Here is a 17605-nt window from a genome sequence, read left to right on the forward strand (position 1 = left end):
CCTTACAATTAGTGATACTAATTACTACAAACAGTGACTGAATAACACGAATTGCTAAATTTTTCTCGAATTATACCGTTTACATTATTAGTCACTATCGTTACTGTACCATTTGAAATTAATGAGGCTCATTATAATGGAAAGTTCGTTTAGTCCTATAGAACAGATGCTTAATTTTCGTGCCAAACGCCAGAAAGATTTCCCTTATCAGGAAATTCTACTGACACGCTTGTGTATGCATATGCACAGTAAGTTGCTAGAAAATCGCAACAAGATGCTGAAAGCACAAGGAATTAACGAAACCTTATTTATGGCATTAATTACGCTGGATGCGCAGGAAAGTCGCAGTATCCAACCGTCTGAACTGAGTGCGGCACTGGGTTCTTCGCGCACCAATGCGACCCGCATTGCTGACGAACTGGAAAAGAAAGGTTGGATTGAGCGCCGCGAAAGCCACAATGACCGCCGTTGTTTGCATTTGCATCTGACCGAGGCGGGCGTTGAGTTTTTGAATCAGCTGCTGCCCCCACAACATAAATGTCTGCATTTTCTTTGGTCAACCCTAGACGCTGACGAACAGCAACAGCTTGAAACGCTGACGCGCAAGTTACTGTCTCGTTTAGATCAAATGGAAGTACCGGAGCAGTAATTCCAATATATCTATCCAGGCGCATTACTTGATCCAAGTAAACAACTATGCGATCCCCACATAGCTGGAGACTCACGCCTTTGTTCGCCATTTTTTAAGGGCTGAACTGACGATTGATTTACTCGGCTAATACCCGGATATTGCAGCCCAACGTCCGTTATAAAACTGGGATTATCGGCAGTGATGAGCTGTTGGTAACCGAATCACAATATCTACAACAGCAACAATCGGAACTTAGCGCCAGCAACCATTTATTGCAGGCCAAGATTAGTTTGATCCGTTCATTGGGTGGTGGTCATCAGGCCCCGGTCAATGAGGGTTCACAAAATAAAACAATATAAAATGTGGGGAAGACCATGAGTACAAGCGCGGAAGCTCAAATCCCGCAACAACCGCAGAACAAGAAGAAGCAACGTAAACGCATACTTCTTCTCCTGACGGTTATTTTTATCATCCTTGGCGTGGCCTATTTTATTTATTGGTTCTTGGTGTTACGTCATCATCAAGAGACTGATAATGCTTATATTTCAGGCAACCAGATACAGATCATGTCGCAGGTTCCCGGCAGCGTAGTCAGTGTCAATTTCGAAAATACAGATTTTGTTAAAAGTGGCGATGTACTGCTGGCTCTTGACCCAACTGATGCCGAACAGGCGTTTGAGCAGGCAAAAACCGCACTGGCTAACAGTGTGCGTCAAACCCACCAGCTCATGATTAACAGTAAGCAGTATCAGGCGAATATTGCCCTGAAAAAAACTGAACTGAGTAAATCACAAAATGACCTACAACGCCGTGTGGTGCTCGGTTCGGCTAATGTCATTGGCCGTGAAGAGCTGCAACACGCCCGTGATGCCGTCGATGCCGCACAGGCTTCGCTGGATGTTGCGATTGCACAATACAATGCCAATCAGGCATTGGTTTTAAATACCCCATTAGAAAAACAACCGGCTGTCGAGCAGGCTGCGGCCAAGTTACGTGATGCCTGGCTCTCCTTGCAACGGACCAAAGTTGTCAGCCCGGTAGACGGTTTTGTTTCACGCCGCAGTGTGCAAGTGGGTGCTGAAATTGCCAATGGCGCGCCATTAATGGCAGTTATCCCGGCAAACCAGATGTGGGTTGACGCTAACTTTAAAGAGACACAGTTAGCGAATATGCGCATTGGCCAAAGCGCCACAGTCATAACTGATTTCTATGGTGATGACGTGGTTTATCAGGGGAAAGTGGTTGGTCTGGACATGGGGACCGGCAGCGCCTTCTCACTGTTACCGGCGCAAAATGCCACCGGTAACTGGATTAAAGTGGTTCAGCGCCTGCCAGTCCGTATCGAACTGGATAACAAACAACTGGCTGAACATCCGCTGCGTATTGGCCTGTCTACCACGGTTAGAGTGGATACCGCCAATACCGACGGCCAAGTGCTGGCACAAAATGTGCGTAAAGAACCTGCATTTGTAACTAACGCGCTGTCACTGGATTTAGCACCGGTTAATCAAATGATTAGCGACATTGTTCATGCGAATGCGGGTTAATGTTGATGCAAATGCAAGTTAAGCGCGCCGGAGGCCTCTGTGGCACAAAAACCGCTTGAGGGTGCCCAACTCGCCTGGATGACGGTCGCGCTATCATTAGCAACCTTCATGCAGGTGTTGGACTCCACCATTGCAAACGTGGCTATTCCTACTATTGCCGGTGATTTAGGCTCATCCAATTCGCAAGGCACTTGGGTTATTACTTCGTTCGGGGTGGCAAATGCTATTTCGATCCCCATCACCGGCTGGCTGGCCAAGCGCATTGGTGAAGTGCGCCTGTTCCTGTGGGCAACCGGACTATTTGCTCTGGCTTCATGGTTGTGTGGTATTTCCAACAGCCTGGGGATGCTTATCTTCTTCCGGGTGATTCAGGGATTGGTCGCAGGGCCATTGATTCCGCTATCGCAAAGCCTGTTACTGAATAATTATCCGCCAGCGAAGCGAAGTATGGCCTTGGCATTGTGGTCGATGACAATTGTCGTGGCCCCGATATTTGGGCCGATCCTCGGCGGTTATATCAGCGATAACTATCACTGGGGCTGGATCTTCTTTATCAACATCCCTATCGGGCTGGTGGTTATTCTGGTCGCAGGCAGTACCTTAAAAGGGCGTGAGACCAAAACTGAAATCAAACCCATTGATACGGTGGGGCTGGTGCTATTGGTGGTTGGGATCGGCGCGTTACAAATCATGCTTGACCAAGGTAAGGAGCTGGATTGGTTTAACTCGACCGAGATTATCGTCCTGACGGTCATTGCCGTGATTGCCATTACCTTCTTGATAGTCTGGGAACTAACCGACGACCACCCAGTGATTGATCTCTCGTTATTCAAATCGAGAAACTTTACCATTGGTTGCTTGTGTATCAGCCTGGCCTATATGTTGTACTTTGGCGCTATTGTCTTGCTGCCACAACTACTACAGGAGGTATATGGCTACACCGCCACCTGGGCTGGCTTGGCATCTGCGCCGGTAGGCATATTGCCGGTGCTGTTATCACCGATCATTGGCCGCTTCTCTCATCGAATTGATATGCGACAGTTAGTCACCTTCAGCTTCATTATGTATGCGGTATGTTTCTACTGGCGGGCTTACACATTCGAACCGGGAATGGATTTTGGTGCATCGGCGTGGCCACAATTTGTGCAAGGCTTTGCTATTGCCTGCTTCTTTATGCCACTGACCGCCATTACGTTATCTGGCTTGCCGCCAGAGCGCATGGCCGCAGCATCCAGTTTGTCTAACTTCCTGCGAACCTTGGCGGGATCGATTGGTACCTCCATCACCACGACGCTCTGGACGCAAAGAGAATCGATGCACCATTCGCAACTGACCGAGTTTGTTAACCCGTTCAACCCGAATGCGACATTGATGTATCAGGAGTTGGAAAAACTGGGGATGAATCAGCAACAAGCCTCGGCTTATCTGGCACGGGAAATTACCAATCAGGGGCTGATTATCTCAGCAAATGAGATCTTCTGGCTCTCGGCGGGGGTATTCCTGCTGCTGCTGGCGCTGGTGTGGTTTGCCAAGCCACCCTTTACCTCCGGTGGCGGCGGCGGTGCGCACTAGCGGCTAACGCTGAGCAACAAAAAGGGCACTGACTTATCATCAGCGCCCTTTTTTATTTTTCTAGCTCAATGATATACCCAAAGTCATTGGAGTTGCAGGTAGGCAGCAAGCAATGCCGCTAACAACCCTGCTGCTGCAAGGACCAGGGTATTATTGGGCGCTATTCTGACGCCACCACTCCGACAGCAAAATACCGGTTGCCACTGACACATTCAGGCTTTCTACCCGGCCAGTACCGCCGATAGACACACTCATATCGCCCTGCTGCCAGGCACTGTCGGTCAGGCCATCACTCTCTTGACCTAATACCAGCACCATTTTGGCAGGCAGTTCAGCTTTTGACAGACTGACACCTTTATGACTCGATGTGGTCACGATGGTGTAACCGGCTTTACGGAAGGTATCCAATACCGAGAGGAAATCGTCTGCATTGATAGCCTTGATATGCTCCGCACCACCTTCAGCCGTACGCACTGCAGCACCCGATTCCAGCATCGCCGGATCTTGCAACAACACGCCGTTAATACCGAAATGCGCACAGGTCCGCATAATGCCGCCGAGGTTATGTGGGTTACCCACATCTTCCAGCGCCAGTACACAATCTTTAGCCTGAGTCTGCTGTTGCAGATAGGTTTCTGCATCCAGACCCTGACGTTTCTTGATAAGGAAGCACACACCACCATGGTGTTCAGTGCCAGAAGCCTTCGCCAGCTCCTCTTCTTCAACCACATGATAAGCCTTGCGGTTAGCCGCCATCCATTTCAACGCTTCGCGAAAACGAGGGGTAACTGACTGCACAAACCAGGCGCGGACGATAGCGTCTGGGCGGCTTTCAAACAATGCCTTACAAGCATTCTCACCATAAACACGTGTTTCTTCAGCCCGCTGACGGCGCAATTGCGCCGGATCTACATGACTTTTACCGCTGATGCCACCATGATCAAACTCTGGCTCTTCTGATGGCGCACGGGATACCGTTTTCCACGGTGAATCGTAAGGGCCATTGCCTTCAGAACGTGCCGGGCGGCTAGGACTCACGCGTTCATTACGGCCGGAATCATTACGACGTGAATCATTATTACGCGATGAACTGCCCCGACTCGCATTGTCACCTGGACGACCTTTGCTTGCCGGACGCTGGTTTTTACTACGGTTATTGTTGTTACGGTCGTCACTGCTGCTTTCGTCACTGCGGACGTACATCACTTTAACTTTGCCGTTTTTGCCACTAAATGAATCGTTCATTGTCTTCTCCACCAACGCGCAGGGCGCGAAGATTACCTGATGTCCGCCCGGTTAGCCATAAGCAAGCGCTAAAAGCTAGCAACTATCGTATTCATCGAATAAACCTTTTTGGCACTTATCCCATTTATCTCCATAATAGATAACAACAAGGAAACAAGTCAGCGATGTTTTCTCTTCTATCTATTGAGACACTAAATAAAGGCTAATTTATGAATACGGTATGTACAGCTTGTATGGCGACTAACCGCCTACCGGAAGAACGTATTGATGACGGCGCTAAATGTGGGCGCTGCGGCCACTCTTTATTTGATGGCGAGGTGATTAACGCCACCACTGAAACGCTGGATAAATTGCTGCAAGATGACCTGCCGGTGGTCATCGACTTCTGGGCTCCGTGGTGCGGGCCTTGCCGCAGCTTCGCGCCTATCTTTGAAGATGTTGCCGCAGAACGCGCCGGAAAAGTCCGTTTCGTCAAAGTTAACACCGAAGCCGAACCCGAGCTTAGTACCCGTTTCCGTATCCGCAGCATTCCTACTATTATGCTGTACCGCAACGGTAAAAGGGTCGACATGCTCAGTGGCGCATTGCCAAAAGCGCCTTTTGATCATTGGCTAGATGAGCAATTATCAGTAGAGCCAGCCGCCCGATAAGCTAGTTTAACTCATTTATCGCGTCTCGGCGCAACGTAGTCGCCCGGTGAGATTGATGCCCTGACAGTTTGTTGTCGGGGCATTGTTTTTTTGTTTTATGGTATGACTAAGCGTATGGGTTGATTAGAATAGCGCTATTTCATCAGGAGTCCGTCGTGACTGAAATATTGATCACTGACCATGCTTTATTAGATACGATCCTCACGACGGAAAATGCCGTACTGCGTTTACGCCGGCAGCGTTTAGCCGCATCCACGCGCGCCTATCGTGCCCGTGGCTGTCGCGCAATACGTTGTCAGGGCTGCCTGTTGGCAGAGCGTTTTTGTTTGTGCGATACCATAAAACCGCAGCCAGCCGCCAGCCGCTTTTGCCTGATTATGTTTGATACCGAACCCCTAAAACCCAGCAATACCGGCCGCTTGATCGCAGATATTCTACCCGACACCCAAGCCTTTCTCTGGGCGCGCACTGAAGTTGACCCTGCATTGCTGGCGGCCATTGGCGACCCTGCGCGTCAGCCATATGTCGTATTCCCAGAAAAATACGCTGAACCGCCACGGCAGATACTTAATCACTTGCCCATTAGCGATAAGCCTCCGCTATTTATACTGCTGGACGGCACCTGGAACGAAGCCAAAAAGATGTTCCGCAAAAGTCCCTATCTGGCTGACCTGCCGATGCTGTCACTCAATGTCACTAATAGCTCGGATTATCTGTTACGCGAAGCCCCACGCCCAGAGCAACACTGCACGGTCGAAGTCGCCGCTGCTCTGCTACAACAAGCGGGTGATATTCAGGCCGCAGACCAATTAACGGCCCATTTCCTCTATTTCCGCCAGCAATATTTAGCGGGAAAACCTCACCATCCAGTGGGGCGAGTCACAGCAACTGTCGAAGAAAGCACATAAAATCAGATAAGCTGTCTTTAACTTATACCCAATAGATTTCAGGGCGCAGAAAGGCGGCGAATCGTTCTGGAACCAGTTTGAACAGTATTGATGCGAGCCCGCAGGCTGAGTGAGCGCAGCCAACACACCTGCAACTTGAAAGATAACGGGGATAAACGATGAGCCAACGTGGATTAGAAGCACTACTACGCCCGAAGTCTATTGCGGTTATCGGCGCTTCTGAAAAACCGGATCGCGCCGGTTTCCTGATGATGCGTAATTTGCTGGATGGCGGCTTCAATGGCCCTATTCTACCGGTGACCCCAACCCATAAAGCAGTATGTGGTGTATTGGCTTACGCAGATATCGCTAGCCTGCCGATTACGCCCGATCTGGCGATTTTGTGTACTCATGACAGCCGCAATTTGGCCCTGTTGGAAGATCTCGGCATCCGTGGTTGTAAAGCAGTCATCATTCTGTCTGCCGCAACCGAACAGTTCCCAGAGCTGAAAGCCTGCGCGCAACGCCATCATATGCGCTTACTTGGCCCCAACAGCCTGGGTTTGCTGGCTCCGTGGCAAGGGTTAAATGCCAGTTTCTCACCCGTTCCCATCAAGAAAGGGCGGCTGGCATTTATCTCTCAATCAGCCGCGGTAGCCAACACCATTCTCGACTGGGCGCAGCAGCGGGAAGTTGGCTTCTCGTATTTTATTGCGCTGGGTGACAGCCTGGATATTGATGTCGATGACTTACTCGATTTCCTGGCCAGAGATGGCAAAACCAGTGCCATTATGCTGTATATCGAACATATCAGTGATGCGCGCCGGTTTTTATCCGCCTCGCGCAGCGCTTCGCGCAATAAACCGATTCTGGTGGTCAAAAGTGGCCGCACACAGCGTGCTCAGCAGTTGCTAAATGGTCAGCAAGGGCTGGACGCGGCTTATGATGCGGCGATTCAGCGGGCAGGCCTGCTGCGGGTGCAGGATACTCACGAGCTATTCTCCGCCGTCGAAACACTCAGCCACATGCACCCACTACGGGGTGAACGGTTATTGATCGTCAGCAATGGTTCCGCCCCGGCGGCCATGGCGCTGGATGAGCTGATCAGCCGTAATGGCAAGTTGGCAACACTGTCTGATACCACCCAATCGGCGCTGAGTGCCGTGCTACCCTCTTTTGTTTCCTTACGTAACCCCATAGACTTGCGCGATGATGCCAGCGCTGAGCGCTATCTGGCAGCGCTTAAACCGCTACTCGACAGTACCGACTACGATGCGCTATTGCTGATTCATTCCCCGAGCGCTGCTGCGCCAGGGAGCAAAACAGCAGAATTACTGATTTCCGCTATCCGTCAGCACCCACGCGGCAAGCGCCTTACTCTGCTCACTAACTGGTGTGGTGAATATTCATCGCAAGATGCACGCCGACTGTTCACCGAAGCCGGGATCCCCACCTATCGCACACCGGAAGGGGCGATTACTGCCTTTATGCATATGGTGGAATATCGCCGTAACCAGAAGCAATTGAAAGAGACACCTGCGCTGCCTGTCGGCCTCACCGCCAACACCGCCCACGTGCATCAGTTGATTCGCCAGGCGCTGGCAGAAGGTGCCACCCAGCTTGATACCCATGAAGTACAACCGATACTTGAAGCTTATGGCCTCAGCACACTGCCAACCTGGATTGCCAGTGATAGCGTAGAAGCGGTGCATATCGCCGAACGATTGGGCTATCCGGTTGCCATCAAACTACGCTCGCCGGATATCCCGCACAAGTCAGAAGTCCAGGGCGTAATGCTGTATCTTCGTACCGCAATTGAAGTACAGCGGGCTGCTGACGATATTCTTGACCGGGTAAGGCGCACTTATCCGCAAGCCCGTATCCACGGGTTGCTGGTGCAAAGTATGGCGAACCGCGCAGGCGCTCAGGAATTGCGAATTGCAGTAGAGCAAGATGCGATTTTCGGCCCGTTGATCATGTTAGGTGAAGGTGGCATCGAATGGCATCATGAAACTCAGGCCGCCGTCGCGCTGCCGCCACTCAATATGGCACTGGCCCGCTACCTGATTATACAAGCGGTCAAAGGCGGCAAAATTCGCAGCCGTGGATCATTACAACCCTTGGACATCCCTGGCTTGAGCCGTTTACTGGTACAAGTCTCTAATCTAATTCTCGATTGCCCCGAAATCAGCCGGTTAGATATTCACCCGGTACTTGCGTCAGGCAGCGAATTCACGCTGTTGGATGTTTCGATGCAACTGGCACCTGTCAGCGGCGATCCGCAGGCACGGTTGGCGATCCGTCCCTATCCACACGAGTTGGAACAAAAGGTCGAACTTAAAGATGGTTCTCACTGTCTGTTCCGCCCAATTTTGCCAGAAGATGAACCACTACTAAAATTGTTTATTGATCAAGTCACTAAAGAAGATCTCTACTATCGCTACTTCAGTGAAATAAATGAATTCAGCCATGATGATTTGGCGAATATGACGCAGATTGACTATGATCGAGAAATGGCATTTGTCGCTGTGCGCCAAAAAAATAATGGCCCTGAAATTATTGGCGTCACGCGCGCATTGTCTGACCCTGACAATATTGACGCCGAGTTTGCCGTGTTGGTGCGCTCAGACCTTAAAGGGCTGGGTCTGGGGCGGGAACTATTAGAAAAGATGATTCAGTATACTCGCAGCCATGGGTTAACACGGTTAACCGCAGTCACCATGCCCAACAACCGTGGCATGATCGGTTTAGCTAAAAAACTCGGTTTTAGTATTGATGTACAGATGGAAGATGGGATCGTTAATCTGGAGCTGACACTTTGATTTCAGTTACATGAATCACCGTGATATATACCACAACCCCAAACGATTCGGTCTTTGGCAGGCAAAACTTGCGCACAATCCGCGAAAGTAGTGGTATTATCGCCCAACTCAATGGATTAGTGTTTTTTAGGATATGGCGGTTCTGCCATCAAATAACAAGAGAAGAAGCGCACTGTGATGTTGTCAAAATTCAAACGTAGTAAACATCAACAACACCTTGCACAACTGCCCAAACTCCCTCAGTCAGTTGATGATGTCCAAACACTTTATTGCCCCAAGGTTTTCCGCTCCACTCTGCTGGATTTAATAGGCCTGGCGACCAAACGTATTTATCTGGTGGCGCTCTACCTGGAGCAGGATGATGCAGGCCGGGACGTAATGAATGCCCTCTATCAGGCTAAGCTTCAGCGCCCAGAACTGGAGATTTGCGTGCTGGTAGACTGGCACCGCGCACAACGTGGGCGTATTGGAGCCGCAGCGGTCAATACCAATGCTGATTGGTACTGTGAAATGGCGGCCAATCATCCGAATGTTTGCGTTCCGATTTACGGTGTTCCAGTCAATACTCGCGAAGCACTTGGCGTGTTGCATCTGAAAGGTTTTATCATTGATGATACTGTGATTTACAGTGGTGCCAGTATCAATGATGTCTACCTCTATCAAAACGATAAGTATCGTTATGACCGATACCAATTAATCACGAACCCATCATTGGCCGAAATTATGGTCGATTACGTGAAACAACGGATGCTAAGTGCAGGAGCGGTGCAACGCTTGGATCGTGCTGATCGGCCGACCAATCCTGAGATTAAAAATGAGACCCGACAGTTTCGCTCGTCACTGCGCGACATCGGCTATCAATTTCCGGCACAAGCGAGTAATGATGAACTAGCCGTCACCCCATTGGTTGGCTTAGGCAAAAAGAGTCAACTGAATAAAACGATTCATCATTTAATGGCCTCCGCTGACGAACGACTCACTATTTGTACACCTTACTTTAATCTGCCAGCACTGTTAGTCCGCAATATCATTTATCTACTGCGTGAAGGCAAACAGGTCGAGATTATTGTTGGTGACAAAACAGCAAATGACTTTTATATTCCAGAAGATCAACCGTTTAAGATTATTGGCGCGTTACCTTACTTATACGAAATCAACCTGCGTCGCTTCCTGAGTCGCTTACAGCGTTTTGTCGATAGCGGGCAATTAATCGTGCGCCTGTGGAAAGATGGCGACAATACTTATCATCTGAAAGGAATGTGGGTTGATAATAATTGGCAGTTGATTACCGGTAATAACCTGAATCCACGCGCATGGCGTTTGGATCTGGAAAATGCCATTTTGATCCACGATCCTAAGCATGAGATGCACGAGCAGCGCGCTAAAGAGCTGGAGTGTATCCGTACTCATACTAAAGTTGTTTCACATTACCTTGAGCTTGAGAATATTCAGCAATATCCAGTCAAGGTTCGCAAATTGATCCGTCGTTTGCGCAGGATCCGTATCGATCGGCTGATTAGCCGCATTCTATAAATATGAAAGCCCGGTTACATGCCGGGTTTTTTGTATCTAGCCAGAGGAGAGACGGCATGTGGTGCCCACCTTATCTTCGCCCATTACTTATCGCCCCACTGTTTTTTCTCAGTTCTGCATGCACGCATATGGCTAATGATAATTGGACTGGGAAAGATAAGGCACAACATTTCTTTGCCTCCGCCGTTTTAGCCGCCGCTGGCACTGCCTATGGTGAACATCAAAATTGGTCCGATGCCAAGAGCCGTAATTTTGGCCTGCTGTTTTCTATCGGGATCGGGGCGGGTAAGGAGTTATATGATAGTCGTCAAGGTGGGACTGGCTGGAGCTGGAAGGATTTTGCCTGGGACGTCGCCGGTGCAATGACAGGTTACAGCCTTTATCAAGCGGCAAACTGACCCCACTACAGCAATAAACACGCTATTCCTACGATAAAACCTTACTTACCTGGTTCAAATCCTCACAGCTAAATCCATAAACAAAAAAAGCCACCTATCAAGGTAGCCTTTTGTTTTATTCATCGCTGTGACGGCCGGATTTGACTCACCTGCCCCTGCAATATTTGACTCGTCTGACTATGAGCCCTGCGACGCAACCACTCTAAGGTCACTATTTATACCTATTTCACTATTCTGCCCATAGCAAAAACCCCACGCTTTTGGCATGGGGTCTCGGCTTTATTTGATGCCTGGCAGTATACGAATGGCATTCCTACCATTCGCCCTTCGGGCCGTTGCAGCAACGTTAAAATCGCTCCTGACGCTTTTTTCCTACAATATTCGTCTCATCTTGAGGATGAGTCTCCCCCCTCCGGGGCCAGCGCAAGCGCTGTTCAAACTGCATTCGCAGTTTGTCGCATATCATGCTCAAGTCGAACCTGCACAACAGACAAACAAAAAAGGCCACCCGTTAGGGTAGCCTCTTTTGCTTATTTGATGCCTGGCAGTGTCCTACTCTCGCATGGGGAGACCCCACACTACCATCGGCGCTACGGCGTTTCACTTCTGAGTTCGGCATGGGATCAGGTGGGACCACCGCGCTATGGCCGCCAGGCAAATTCTGTCTAAACTAACCCGCTATGTAATCCTACACACAGCCAGCCAGCCCAATCTCGGAACTTCGCTGAAAATTTCTATCTCTCAAATCTAAAACACCTTTGGTGTTGTAAGGTTAAGCCTCACGGATCATTAGTACTGGTTAGCTCAATGCATCGCTGCACTTACACACCCAGCCTATCAACGTCATAGTCTTTAACGTTCCTTCAGGGGGCTTAAAGCCCCAGGGAAGACTCATCTCGAGGCAAGTTTCCCGCTTAGATGCTTTCAGCGGTTATCTCTTCCGAATTTAGCTACCGGGCAATGCCATTGGCATGACAACCCGAACACCAGTGATTCGTCCACTCCGGTCCTCTCGTACTAGGAGCAGCCCCTCTCAATCTTCCAACGCCCACGGCAGATAGGGACCGAACTGTCTCACGACGTTCTAAACCCAGCTCGCGTACCACTTTAAATGGCGAACAGCCATACCCTTGGGACCTACTTCAGCCCCAGGATGTGATGAGCCGACATCGAGGTGCCAAACACCGCCGTCGATATGAACTCTTGGGCGGTATCAGCCTGTTATCCCCGGAGTACCTTTTATCCGTTGAGCGATGGCCCTTCCATTCAGAACCACCGGATCACTAAGACCTACTTTCGTACCTGCTCGAGCCGTCACTCTCGCAGTCAAGCTAGCTTATGCCTTTGCACTAACCTCACGATGTCCGACCGTGATTAGCTAACCTTCGTGCTCCTCCGTTACTCTTTGGGAGGAGACCGCCCCAGTCAAACTACCCACCAGACACTGTCCTCACCCCGGATCACGGGGCCGAGTTAGAACATCAAACATTAAAGGGTGGTATTTCAAGGTTGGCTCCATGCAGACTGGCGTCCACACTTCAATGCCTCCCACCTATCCTACACATCAAGGCTCAATGTTCAGTGTCAAGCTATAGTAAAGGTTCACGGGGTCTTTCCGTCTTGCCGCGGGTACACTGCATCTTCACAGCGAGTTCAATTTCACTGAGTCTCGGGTGGAGACAGCCTGGCCATCATTACGCCATTCGTGCAGGTCGGAACTTACCCGACAAGGAATTTCGCTACCTTAGGACCGTTATAGTTACGGCCGCCGTTTACTGGGGCTTCGATCAAGAGCTTCGCCTTGCGGCTGACCCCATCAATTAACCTTCCAGCACCGGGCAGGCGTCACACCGTATACGTCCACTTTCGTGTTTGCACAGTGCTGTGTTTTTATTAAACAGTTGCAGCCAGCTGGTATCTGCGACTGGCTTCGGCGCCGAGAGCAAGTCTCTTTACCTAATGCCAGCGTGCCTTCTCCCGAAGTTACGGCACCATTTTGCCTAGTTCCTTCACCCGAGTTCTCTCAAGCGCCTGAGTATTCTCTACCTGACCACCTGTGTCGGTTTGGGGTACGATTTAATGTTACCTGATGCTTAGAGGCTTTTCCTGGAAGCTTGGCATCAACTACTTCACCACCGTAGTGGCTCGTCATCACACCTCAGCGTTGATAAGCAACCGGATTTACCAAGTCACTCCGCCTACATGCTTAAACCGGGACAACCGTCGCCCGGCTAGCCTAGCCTTCTCCGTCCCCCCTTCGCAGTAACACCAAGTACAGGAATATTAACCTGTTTCCCATCGACTACGCTTTTCAGCCTCGCCTTAGGGGTCGACTCACCCTGCCCCGATTAACGTTGGACAGGAACCCTTGGTCTTCCGGCGTGCGGGTTTTTCACCCGCATTATCGTTACTTATGTCAGCATTCGCACTTCTGATACCTCCAGCAACCCTCACAGGTCACCTTCAACGGCTTACAGAACGCTCCCCTACCCAACAACGCCTAAGCGTCGCTGCCGCAGCTTCGGTGCATGGTTTAGCCCCGTTACATCTTCCGCGCAGGCCGACTCGACCAGTGAGCTATTACGCTTTCTTTAAATGATGGCTGCTTCTAAGCCAACATCCTGGCTGTCTATGCCTTCCCACATCGTTTCCCACTTAACCATGACTTTGGGACCTTAGCTGGCGGTCTGGGTTGTTTCCCTCTTCACGACGGACGTTAGCACCCGCCGTGTGTCTCCCGTGATAACATTCTTCGGTATTCGGAGTTTGCATCGGTTTGGTAAGTCGGGATGACCCCCTAGCCGAAACAGTGCTCTACCCCCGAAGATGAGTTCACGAGGCGCTACCTAAATAGCTTTCGGGGAGAACCAGCTATCTCCCGGTTTGATTGGCCTTTCACCCCCAGCCACAAGTCATCCGCTAATTTTTCAACATTAGTCGGTTCGGTCCTCCAGTTAGTGTTACCCAACCTTCAACCTGCCCATGGCTAGATCACCGGGTTTCGGGTCTATACCTTGCAACTAGACGCCCAGTTAAGACTCGGTTTCCCTACGGCTCCCCTATTCGGTTAACCTTGCTACAAAATATAAGTCGCTGACCCATTATACAAAAGGTACGCAGTCACCCAACAAAGTAGGCTCCCACTGCTTGTACGTACACGGTTTCAGGTTCTATTTCACTCCCCTCGCCGGGGTTCTTTTCGCCTTTCCCTCACGGTACTGGTTCACTATCGGTCAGTCAGGAGTATTTAGCCTTGGAGGATGGTCCCCCCATATTCAGACAGGATGTCACGTGTCCCGCCCTACTCATCGAGTTCACAGCAAGTGTGTTTTGGTGTACGGGACTATCACCCTGTACCGTGCGACTTTCCAGACGCTTCCACTAACACACAAACTGATTCAGACTCTGGGCTCTTCCCCGTTCGCTCGCCGCTACTGGGGGAATCTCGGTTGATTTCTTTTCCTCGGGGTACTTAGATGTTTCAGTTCCCCCGGTTCGCCTTGCATGGCTATGTATTCACCATGCAATAGTGCAACGAATTGCACTGGGTTTCCCCATTCGGGTATCGTCGGTTATAACGCTTCATATCAGCTTACCGACGCTTTTCGCAGATTAGCACGCCCTTCATCGCCTCTGACTGCCTAGGCATCCACCGTGTACGCTTAGTCGCTTAACCTCACAACCCAAAGGTGTTTTTCGTTATTGGTGTGGCTGTGAACACACTCTGCTATGTTGTGCAGTGCGCGCAATCCTCATGAACGTTAAGTTCACTCCGGTTGCTGTGCGCTGTACGCCTTGCTGAGTGTCTTCTCGCTCACACTGCAACAATGATTACCCATTGGCATTGCGATTATTTGAGAGACTCTATTACAGGTTACTCTTTATCTCAGTACATCTACGGAGAGATAAATTTCGGCTGTAATGTTTCAATTTTCAGCTTGTTCCAGATTGTTAAAGAGCAATATCTTAAACACGACTCGTTAAAGTCATCTTTAAGATATTCAGTTGATAATGTCTTTCACACATTATCGGAGTGGCGTCCCCAAGGGGATTCGAACCCCTGTTACAGCCGTGAAAGGGCAGTGTCCTAGGCCTCTAGACGATGGGGACACAAAAATTTCTACTGAATCACTGATTCAGTATTTTTGTGTAAAGGTGAAAATGTGGTGACACATTCGAACGACTGATGCAGTAAAAACTCGATACCGAGGTCTTATTACACAATCATCACCCTCATCAACAGGTGCTCTTGCTCATTTACATTCATCAGACAATCTGTGTGGACACTACGCAATGCGTATCGTTAGGTAAGGAGGTGATCCAACCGCAGGTTCCCCTACGGTTACCTTGTTACGACTTCACCCCAGTCATGAATCACAAAGTGGTAAGCGCCCTCCCGAAGGTTAAGCTACCTACTTCTTTTGCAACCCACTCCCATGGTGTGACGGGCGGTGTGTACAAGGCCCGGGAACGTATTCACCGTAGCATTCTGATCTACGATTACTAGCGATTCCGACTTCATGGAGTCGAGTTGCAGACTCCAATCCGGACTACGACAGACTTTATGTGGTCCGCTTGCTCTCGCGAGTTCGCTTCACTTTGTATCTGCCATTGTAGCACGTGTGTAGCCCTACTCGTAAGGGCCATGATGACTTGACGTCATCCCCACCTTCCTCCGGTTTATCACCGGCAGTCTCCCTTGAGTTCCCACCATTACGTGCTGGCAACAAAGGATAAGGGTTGCGCTCGTTGCGGGACTTAACCCAACATTTCACAACACGAGCTGACGACAGCCATGCAGCACCTGTCTCACAGTTCCCGAAGGCACCGAAGCATCTCTGCTAAGTTCTGTGGATGTCAAGAGTAGGTAAGGTTCTTCGCGTTGCATCGAATTAAACCACATGCTCCACCGCTTGTGCGGGCCCCCGTCAATTCATTTGAGTTTTAACCTTGCGGCCGTACTCCCCAGGCGGTCGACTTAACGCGTTAGCTCCGGAAGCCACGCCTCAAGGGCACAACCTCCAAGTCGACATCGTTTACAGCGTGGACTACCAGGGTATCTAATCCTGTTTGCTCCCCACGCTTTCGCACCTGAGCGTCAGTCTTTGTCCAGGGGGCCGCCTTCGCCACCGGTATTCCTCCAGATCTCTACGCATTTCACCGCTACACCTGGAATTCTACCCCCCTCTACAAGACTCTAGCTTGCCAGTTTCAAATGCAGTTCCCACGTTAAGCGCGGGGATTTCACATCTGACTTAACAAACCGCCTGCGTGCGCTTTACGCCCAGTAATTCCGATTAACGCTTGCACCCTCCGTATTACCGCGGCTGCTGGCACGGAGTTAGCCGGTGCTTCTTCTGCGAGTAACGTCAATCAACCGTGCTATTAACACGACTGCCTTCCTCCTCGCTGAAAGTGCTTTACAACCCGAAGGCCTTCTTCACACACGCGGCATGGCTGCATCAGGCTTGCGCCCATTGTGCAATATTCCCCACTGCTGCCTCCCGTAGGAGTCTGGACCGTGTCTCAGTTCCAGTGTGGCTGGTCATCCTCTCAGACCAGCTAGGGATCGTCGCCTAGGTGAGCCATTACCCCACCTACTAGCTAATCCCATCTGGGCACATCCGATGGCGTGAGGCCCTAAGGTCCCCCACTTTGCTCTTGCGAGGTCATGCGGTATTAGCTACCGTTTCCAGTAGTTATCCCCCTCCATCAGGCAGTTTCCCAGACATTACTCACCCGTCCGCCGCTCGCCGGCAAAGTAGTAAACTACTTCCCGCTGCCGCTCGACTTGCATGTGTTAGGCCTGCCGCCAGCGTTCAATCTGAGCCATGATCAAACTCTTCAATTTAAGATTTGTTTGATTTGCTGCTAATAAAAGCAGCGATGCTCAAAGATTACTTTCTGCAAATAAGCATTCGAACCGAAGTTCAAATGTGTACTGCTTTGGTCACTCTTCAAGACTTTTATATTTTTTCTGCCTGTCGAAACAGGCTTCGATATCGTCTTGCGAGTGCCCACACAGATTGTCTGATAAATTGTTAAAGAGCGTTCGTTACCCGTTTGCCTTTCGGCGAATCTTACGGTAACGCGGGAGGCAGATAATACGCTTTCCCGCTGAAGAGTCAAGAGTTTCTTTGGTTTCTTTCGAAGTCAAAATCATTCTTTTCGCTTCCTGACCCGGCGAAGTATGTTTCGTTGTTCCCGGTCAGTGGAGGCGCATTATAGGGAGTTCCTGCCAGCCTGCAACCCCTAATTTGAAAAAACTTTTCAACCGCTCATTAATACGGCAAAAATCGCAAATATGGCGAAAAAGAAAA

At 50.2% G+C, this 17605-nt stretch carries 10 protein-coding genes, 1 tRNA gene, 3 rRNA genes and 2 pseudogenes; 11 read left to right on the plus strand and 5 right to left on the minus strand.

Features of this window, described 5'->3' with window-relative positions; all coding sequences use genetic code 11:
* Window positions 1–136: 136 nt before the first annotated feature.
* From A6J66_011810 to emrB, 4 genes and pseudogenes are all read left to right on the plus strand, one after another.
* Window positions 137–649: a transcriptional repressor MprA gene (locus A6J66_011810; protein PNM24815.1), complete on the plus strand. Its 513-nt coding sequence runs from the start codon at window positions 137–139 to the stop codon at window positions 647–649.
* Window positions 650–816: 167 nt separating this feature from the next.
* A pseudogene (locus tag A6J66_011815) lies at window positions 817–990 on the plus strand (transporter).
* Between the two features lie 15 nt (window positions 991–1005).
* Window positions 1006–2178 (plus strand): multidrug export protein EmrA, encoded by a 1173-nt coding sequence (locus tag A6J66_011820; protein ID PNM24816.1) that lies wholly within the window; start codon window positions 1006–1008, stop codon window positions 2176–2178.
* A 39-nt stretch (window positions 2179–2217) separates the two neighbouring features.
* A complete protein-coding gene (gene emrB / locus A6J66_011825) occupies window positions 2218–3750 on the plus strand; it encodes a multidrug efflux MFS transporter subunit EmrB (GenBank protein PNM24817.1) in 1533 nt (510 codons plus the stop codon).
* 150 nt (window positions 3751–3900) lie between these two features.
* Here emrB and A6J66_011830 read toward each other — a convergent pair whose 3' ends face one another.
* Window positions 3901–4995, minus strand: coding sequence for a tRNA/rRNA methyltransferase (locus A6J66_011830; protein PNM24818.1), 1095 nt, complete (start codon window positions 4993–4995; stop codon window positions 3901–3903).
* 209 nt (window positions 4996–5204) lie between these two features.
* On the opposite strand from A6J66_011830, the gene A6J66_011835 reads away from it, so the two are divergent.
* From A6J66_011835 to A6J66_011860, 6 genes are all read left to right on the plus strand, one after another.
* A complete protein-coding gene (locus A6J66_011835; protein ID PNM24819.1) occupies window positions 5205–5645 on the plus strand; it encodes a thioredoxin TrxC in 441 nt (146 codons plus the stop codon).
* Between the two features lie 164 nt (window positions 5646–5809).
* Complete coding sequence (locus tag A6J66_011840; protein PNM26986.1) at window positions 5810–6553, plus strand: DTW domain-containing protein; 744 nt, start codon at window positions 5810–5812, stop codon at window positions 6551–6553.
* A gap of 158 nt (window positions 6554–6711) precedes the next feature.
* Window positions 6712–9354, plus strand: coding sequence for a GNAT family N-acetyltransferase (locus A6J66_011845; protein ID PNM24820.1), 2643 nt, complete (start codon window positions 6712–6714; stop codon window positions 9352–9354).
* A 174-nt stretch (window positions 9355–9528) separates the two neighbouring features.
* On the plus strand, window positions 9529–10887 hold the full coding sequence (locus A6J66_011850; protein ID PNM24821.1) for a CDP-diacylglycerol--serine O-phosphatidyltransferase: 1359 nt from the start codon (window positions 9529–9531) through the stop codon (window positions 10885–10887).
* 56 nt (window positions 10888–10943) lie between these two features.
* Entirely contained in the window at window positions 10944–11285 is a 342-nt protein-coding gene (locus A6J66_011855) for a hypothetical protein (protein PNM24822.1), read from the plus strand.
* A 304-nt stretch (window positions 11286–11589) separates the two neighbouring features.
* The gene (locus A6J66_011860; GenBank protein PNM24823.1) at window positions 11590–11805 is read left to right on the plus strand and encodes a hypothetical protein; all 216 of its coding nucleotides are present in this window, start codon (window positions 11590–11592) and stop codon (window positions 11803–11805) included.
* Window positions 11806–11824: 19 nt separating this feature from the next.
* Here A6J66_011860 and rrf read toward each other — a convergent pair.
* The 4 genes from rrf to A6J66_011880 all read right to left on the minus strand — a co-directional run bounded on the left by rrf (window position 11825) and on the right by A6J66_011880 (window position 17136).
* Window positions 11825–11940, minus strand: a 5S ribosomal RNA gene (rrf, locus tag A6J66_011865).
* Between the two features lie 92 nt (window positions 11941–12032).
* A 23S ribosomal RNA gene (locus A6J66_011870) occupies window positions 12033–14970 on the minus strand.
* A 349-nt stretch (window positions 14971–15319) separates the two neighbouring features.
* Window positions 15320–15395 (minus strand) — tRNA-Glu (locus tag A6J66_011875).
* Between the two features lie 195 nt (window positions 15396–15590).
* Window positions 15591–17136, minus strand: a 16S ribosomal RNA gene (locus A6J66_011880).
* The 16S, 23S and 5S rRNA genes sit together here with 1 tRNA gene alongside, the layout of an rRNA operon.
* A 5-nt stretch (window positions 17137–17141) precedes the next feature.
* Here A6J66_011880 and A6J66_011885 point away from each other — a divergent pair.
* A pseudogene (locus A6J66_011885) lies at window positions 17142–17319 on the plus strand (hypothetical protein).
* The last annotated feature ends 286 nt before the right edge of the window (window positions 17320–17605 follow it).

Origin of the sequence: Yersinia enterocolitica (genome assembly GCA_002082245.2) — a bacterium.
Taxonomy (GTDB): domain Bacteria; phylum Pseudomonadota; class Gammaproteobacteria; order Enterobacterales; family Enterobacteriaceae; genus Yersinia; species Yersinia enterocolitica_E.

What these genes read in the sequence shown, in the direction of transcription:
- A6J66_011810 (PNM24815.1), top strand. Translation starts at nt 137, where the DNA reads ATGGAAAGTTCGTTTAGTCCTATAGAACAGATGCTTAATTTTCGTGCC.
- A6J66_011820 (PNM24816.1), top strand. Translation starts at nt 1,006, where the DNA reads ATGAGTACAAGCGCGGAAGCTCAAATCCCGCAACAACCGCAGAACAAG.
- A6J66_011830 (PNM24818.1), bottom strand. Translation starts at nt 4,995, where the DNA reads ATGAACGATTCATTTAGTGGCAAAAACGGCAAAGTTAAAGTGATGTAC.
- A6J66_011835 (PNM24819.1), top strand. Translation starts at nt 5,205, where the DNA reads ATGAATACGGTATGTACAGCTTGTATGGCGACTAACCGCCTACCGGAA.
- A6J66_011845 (PNM24820.1), top strand. Translation starts at nt 6,712, where the DNA reads ATGAGCCAACGTGGATTAGAAGCACTACTACGCCCGAAGTCTATTGCG.
- A6J66_011855 (PNM24822.1), top strand. Translation starts at nt 10,944, where the DNA reads ATGTGGTGCCCACCTTATCTTCGCCCATTACTTATCGCCCCACTGTTT.
- A6J66_011860 (PNM24823.1), top strand. Translation starts at nt 11,590, where the DNA reads ATGGCATTCCTACCATTCGCCCTTCGGGCCGTTGCAGCAACGTTAAAA.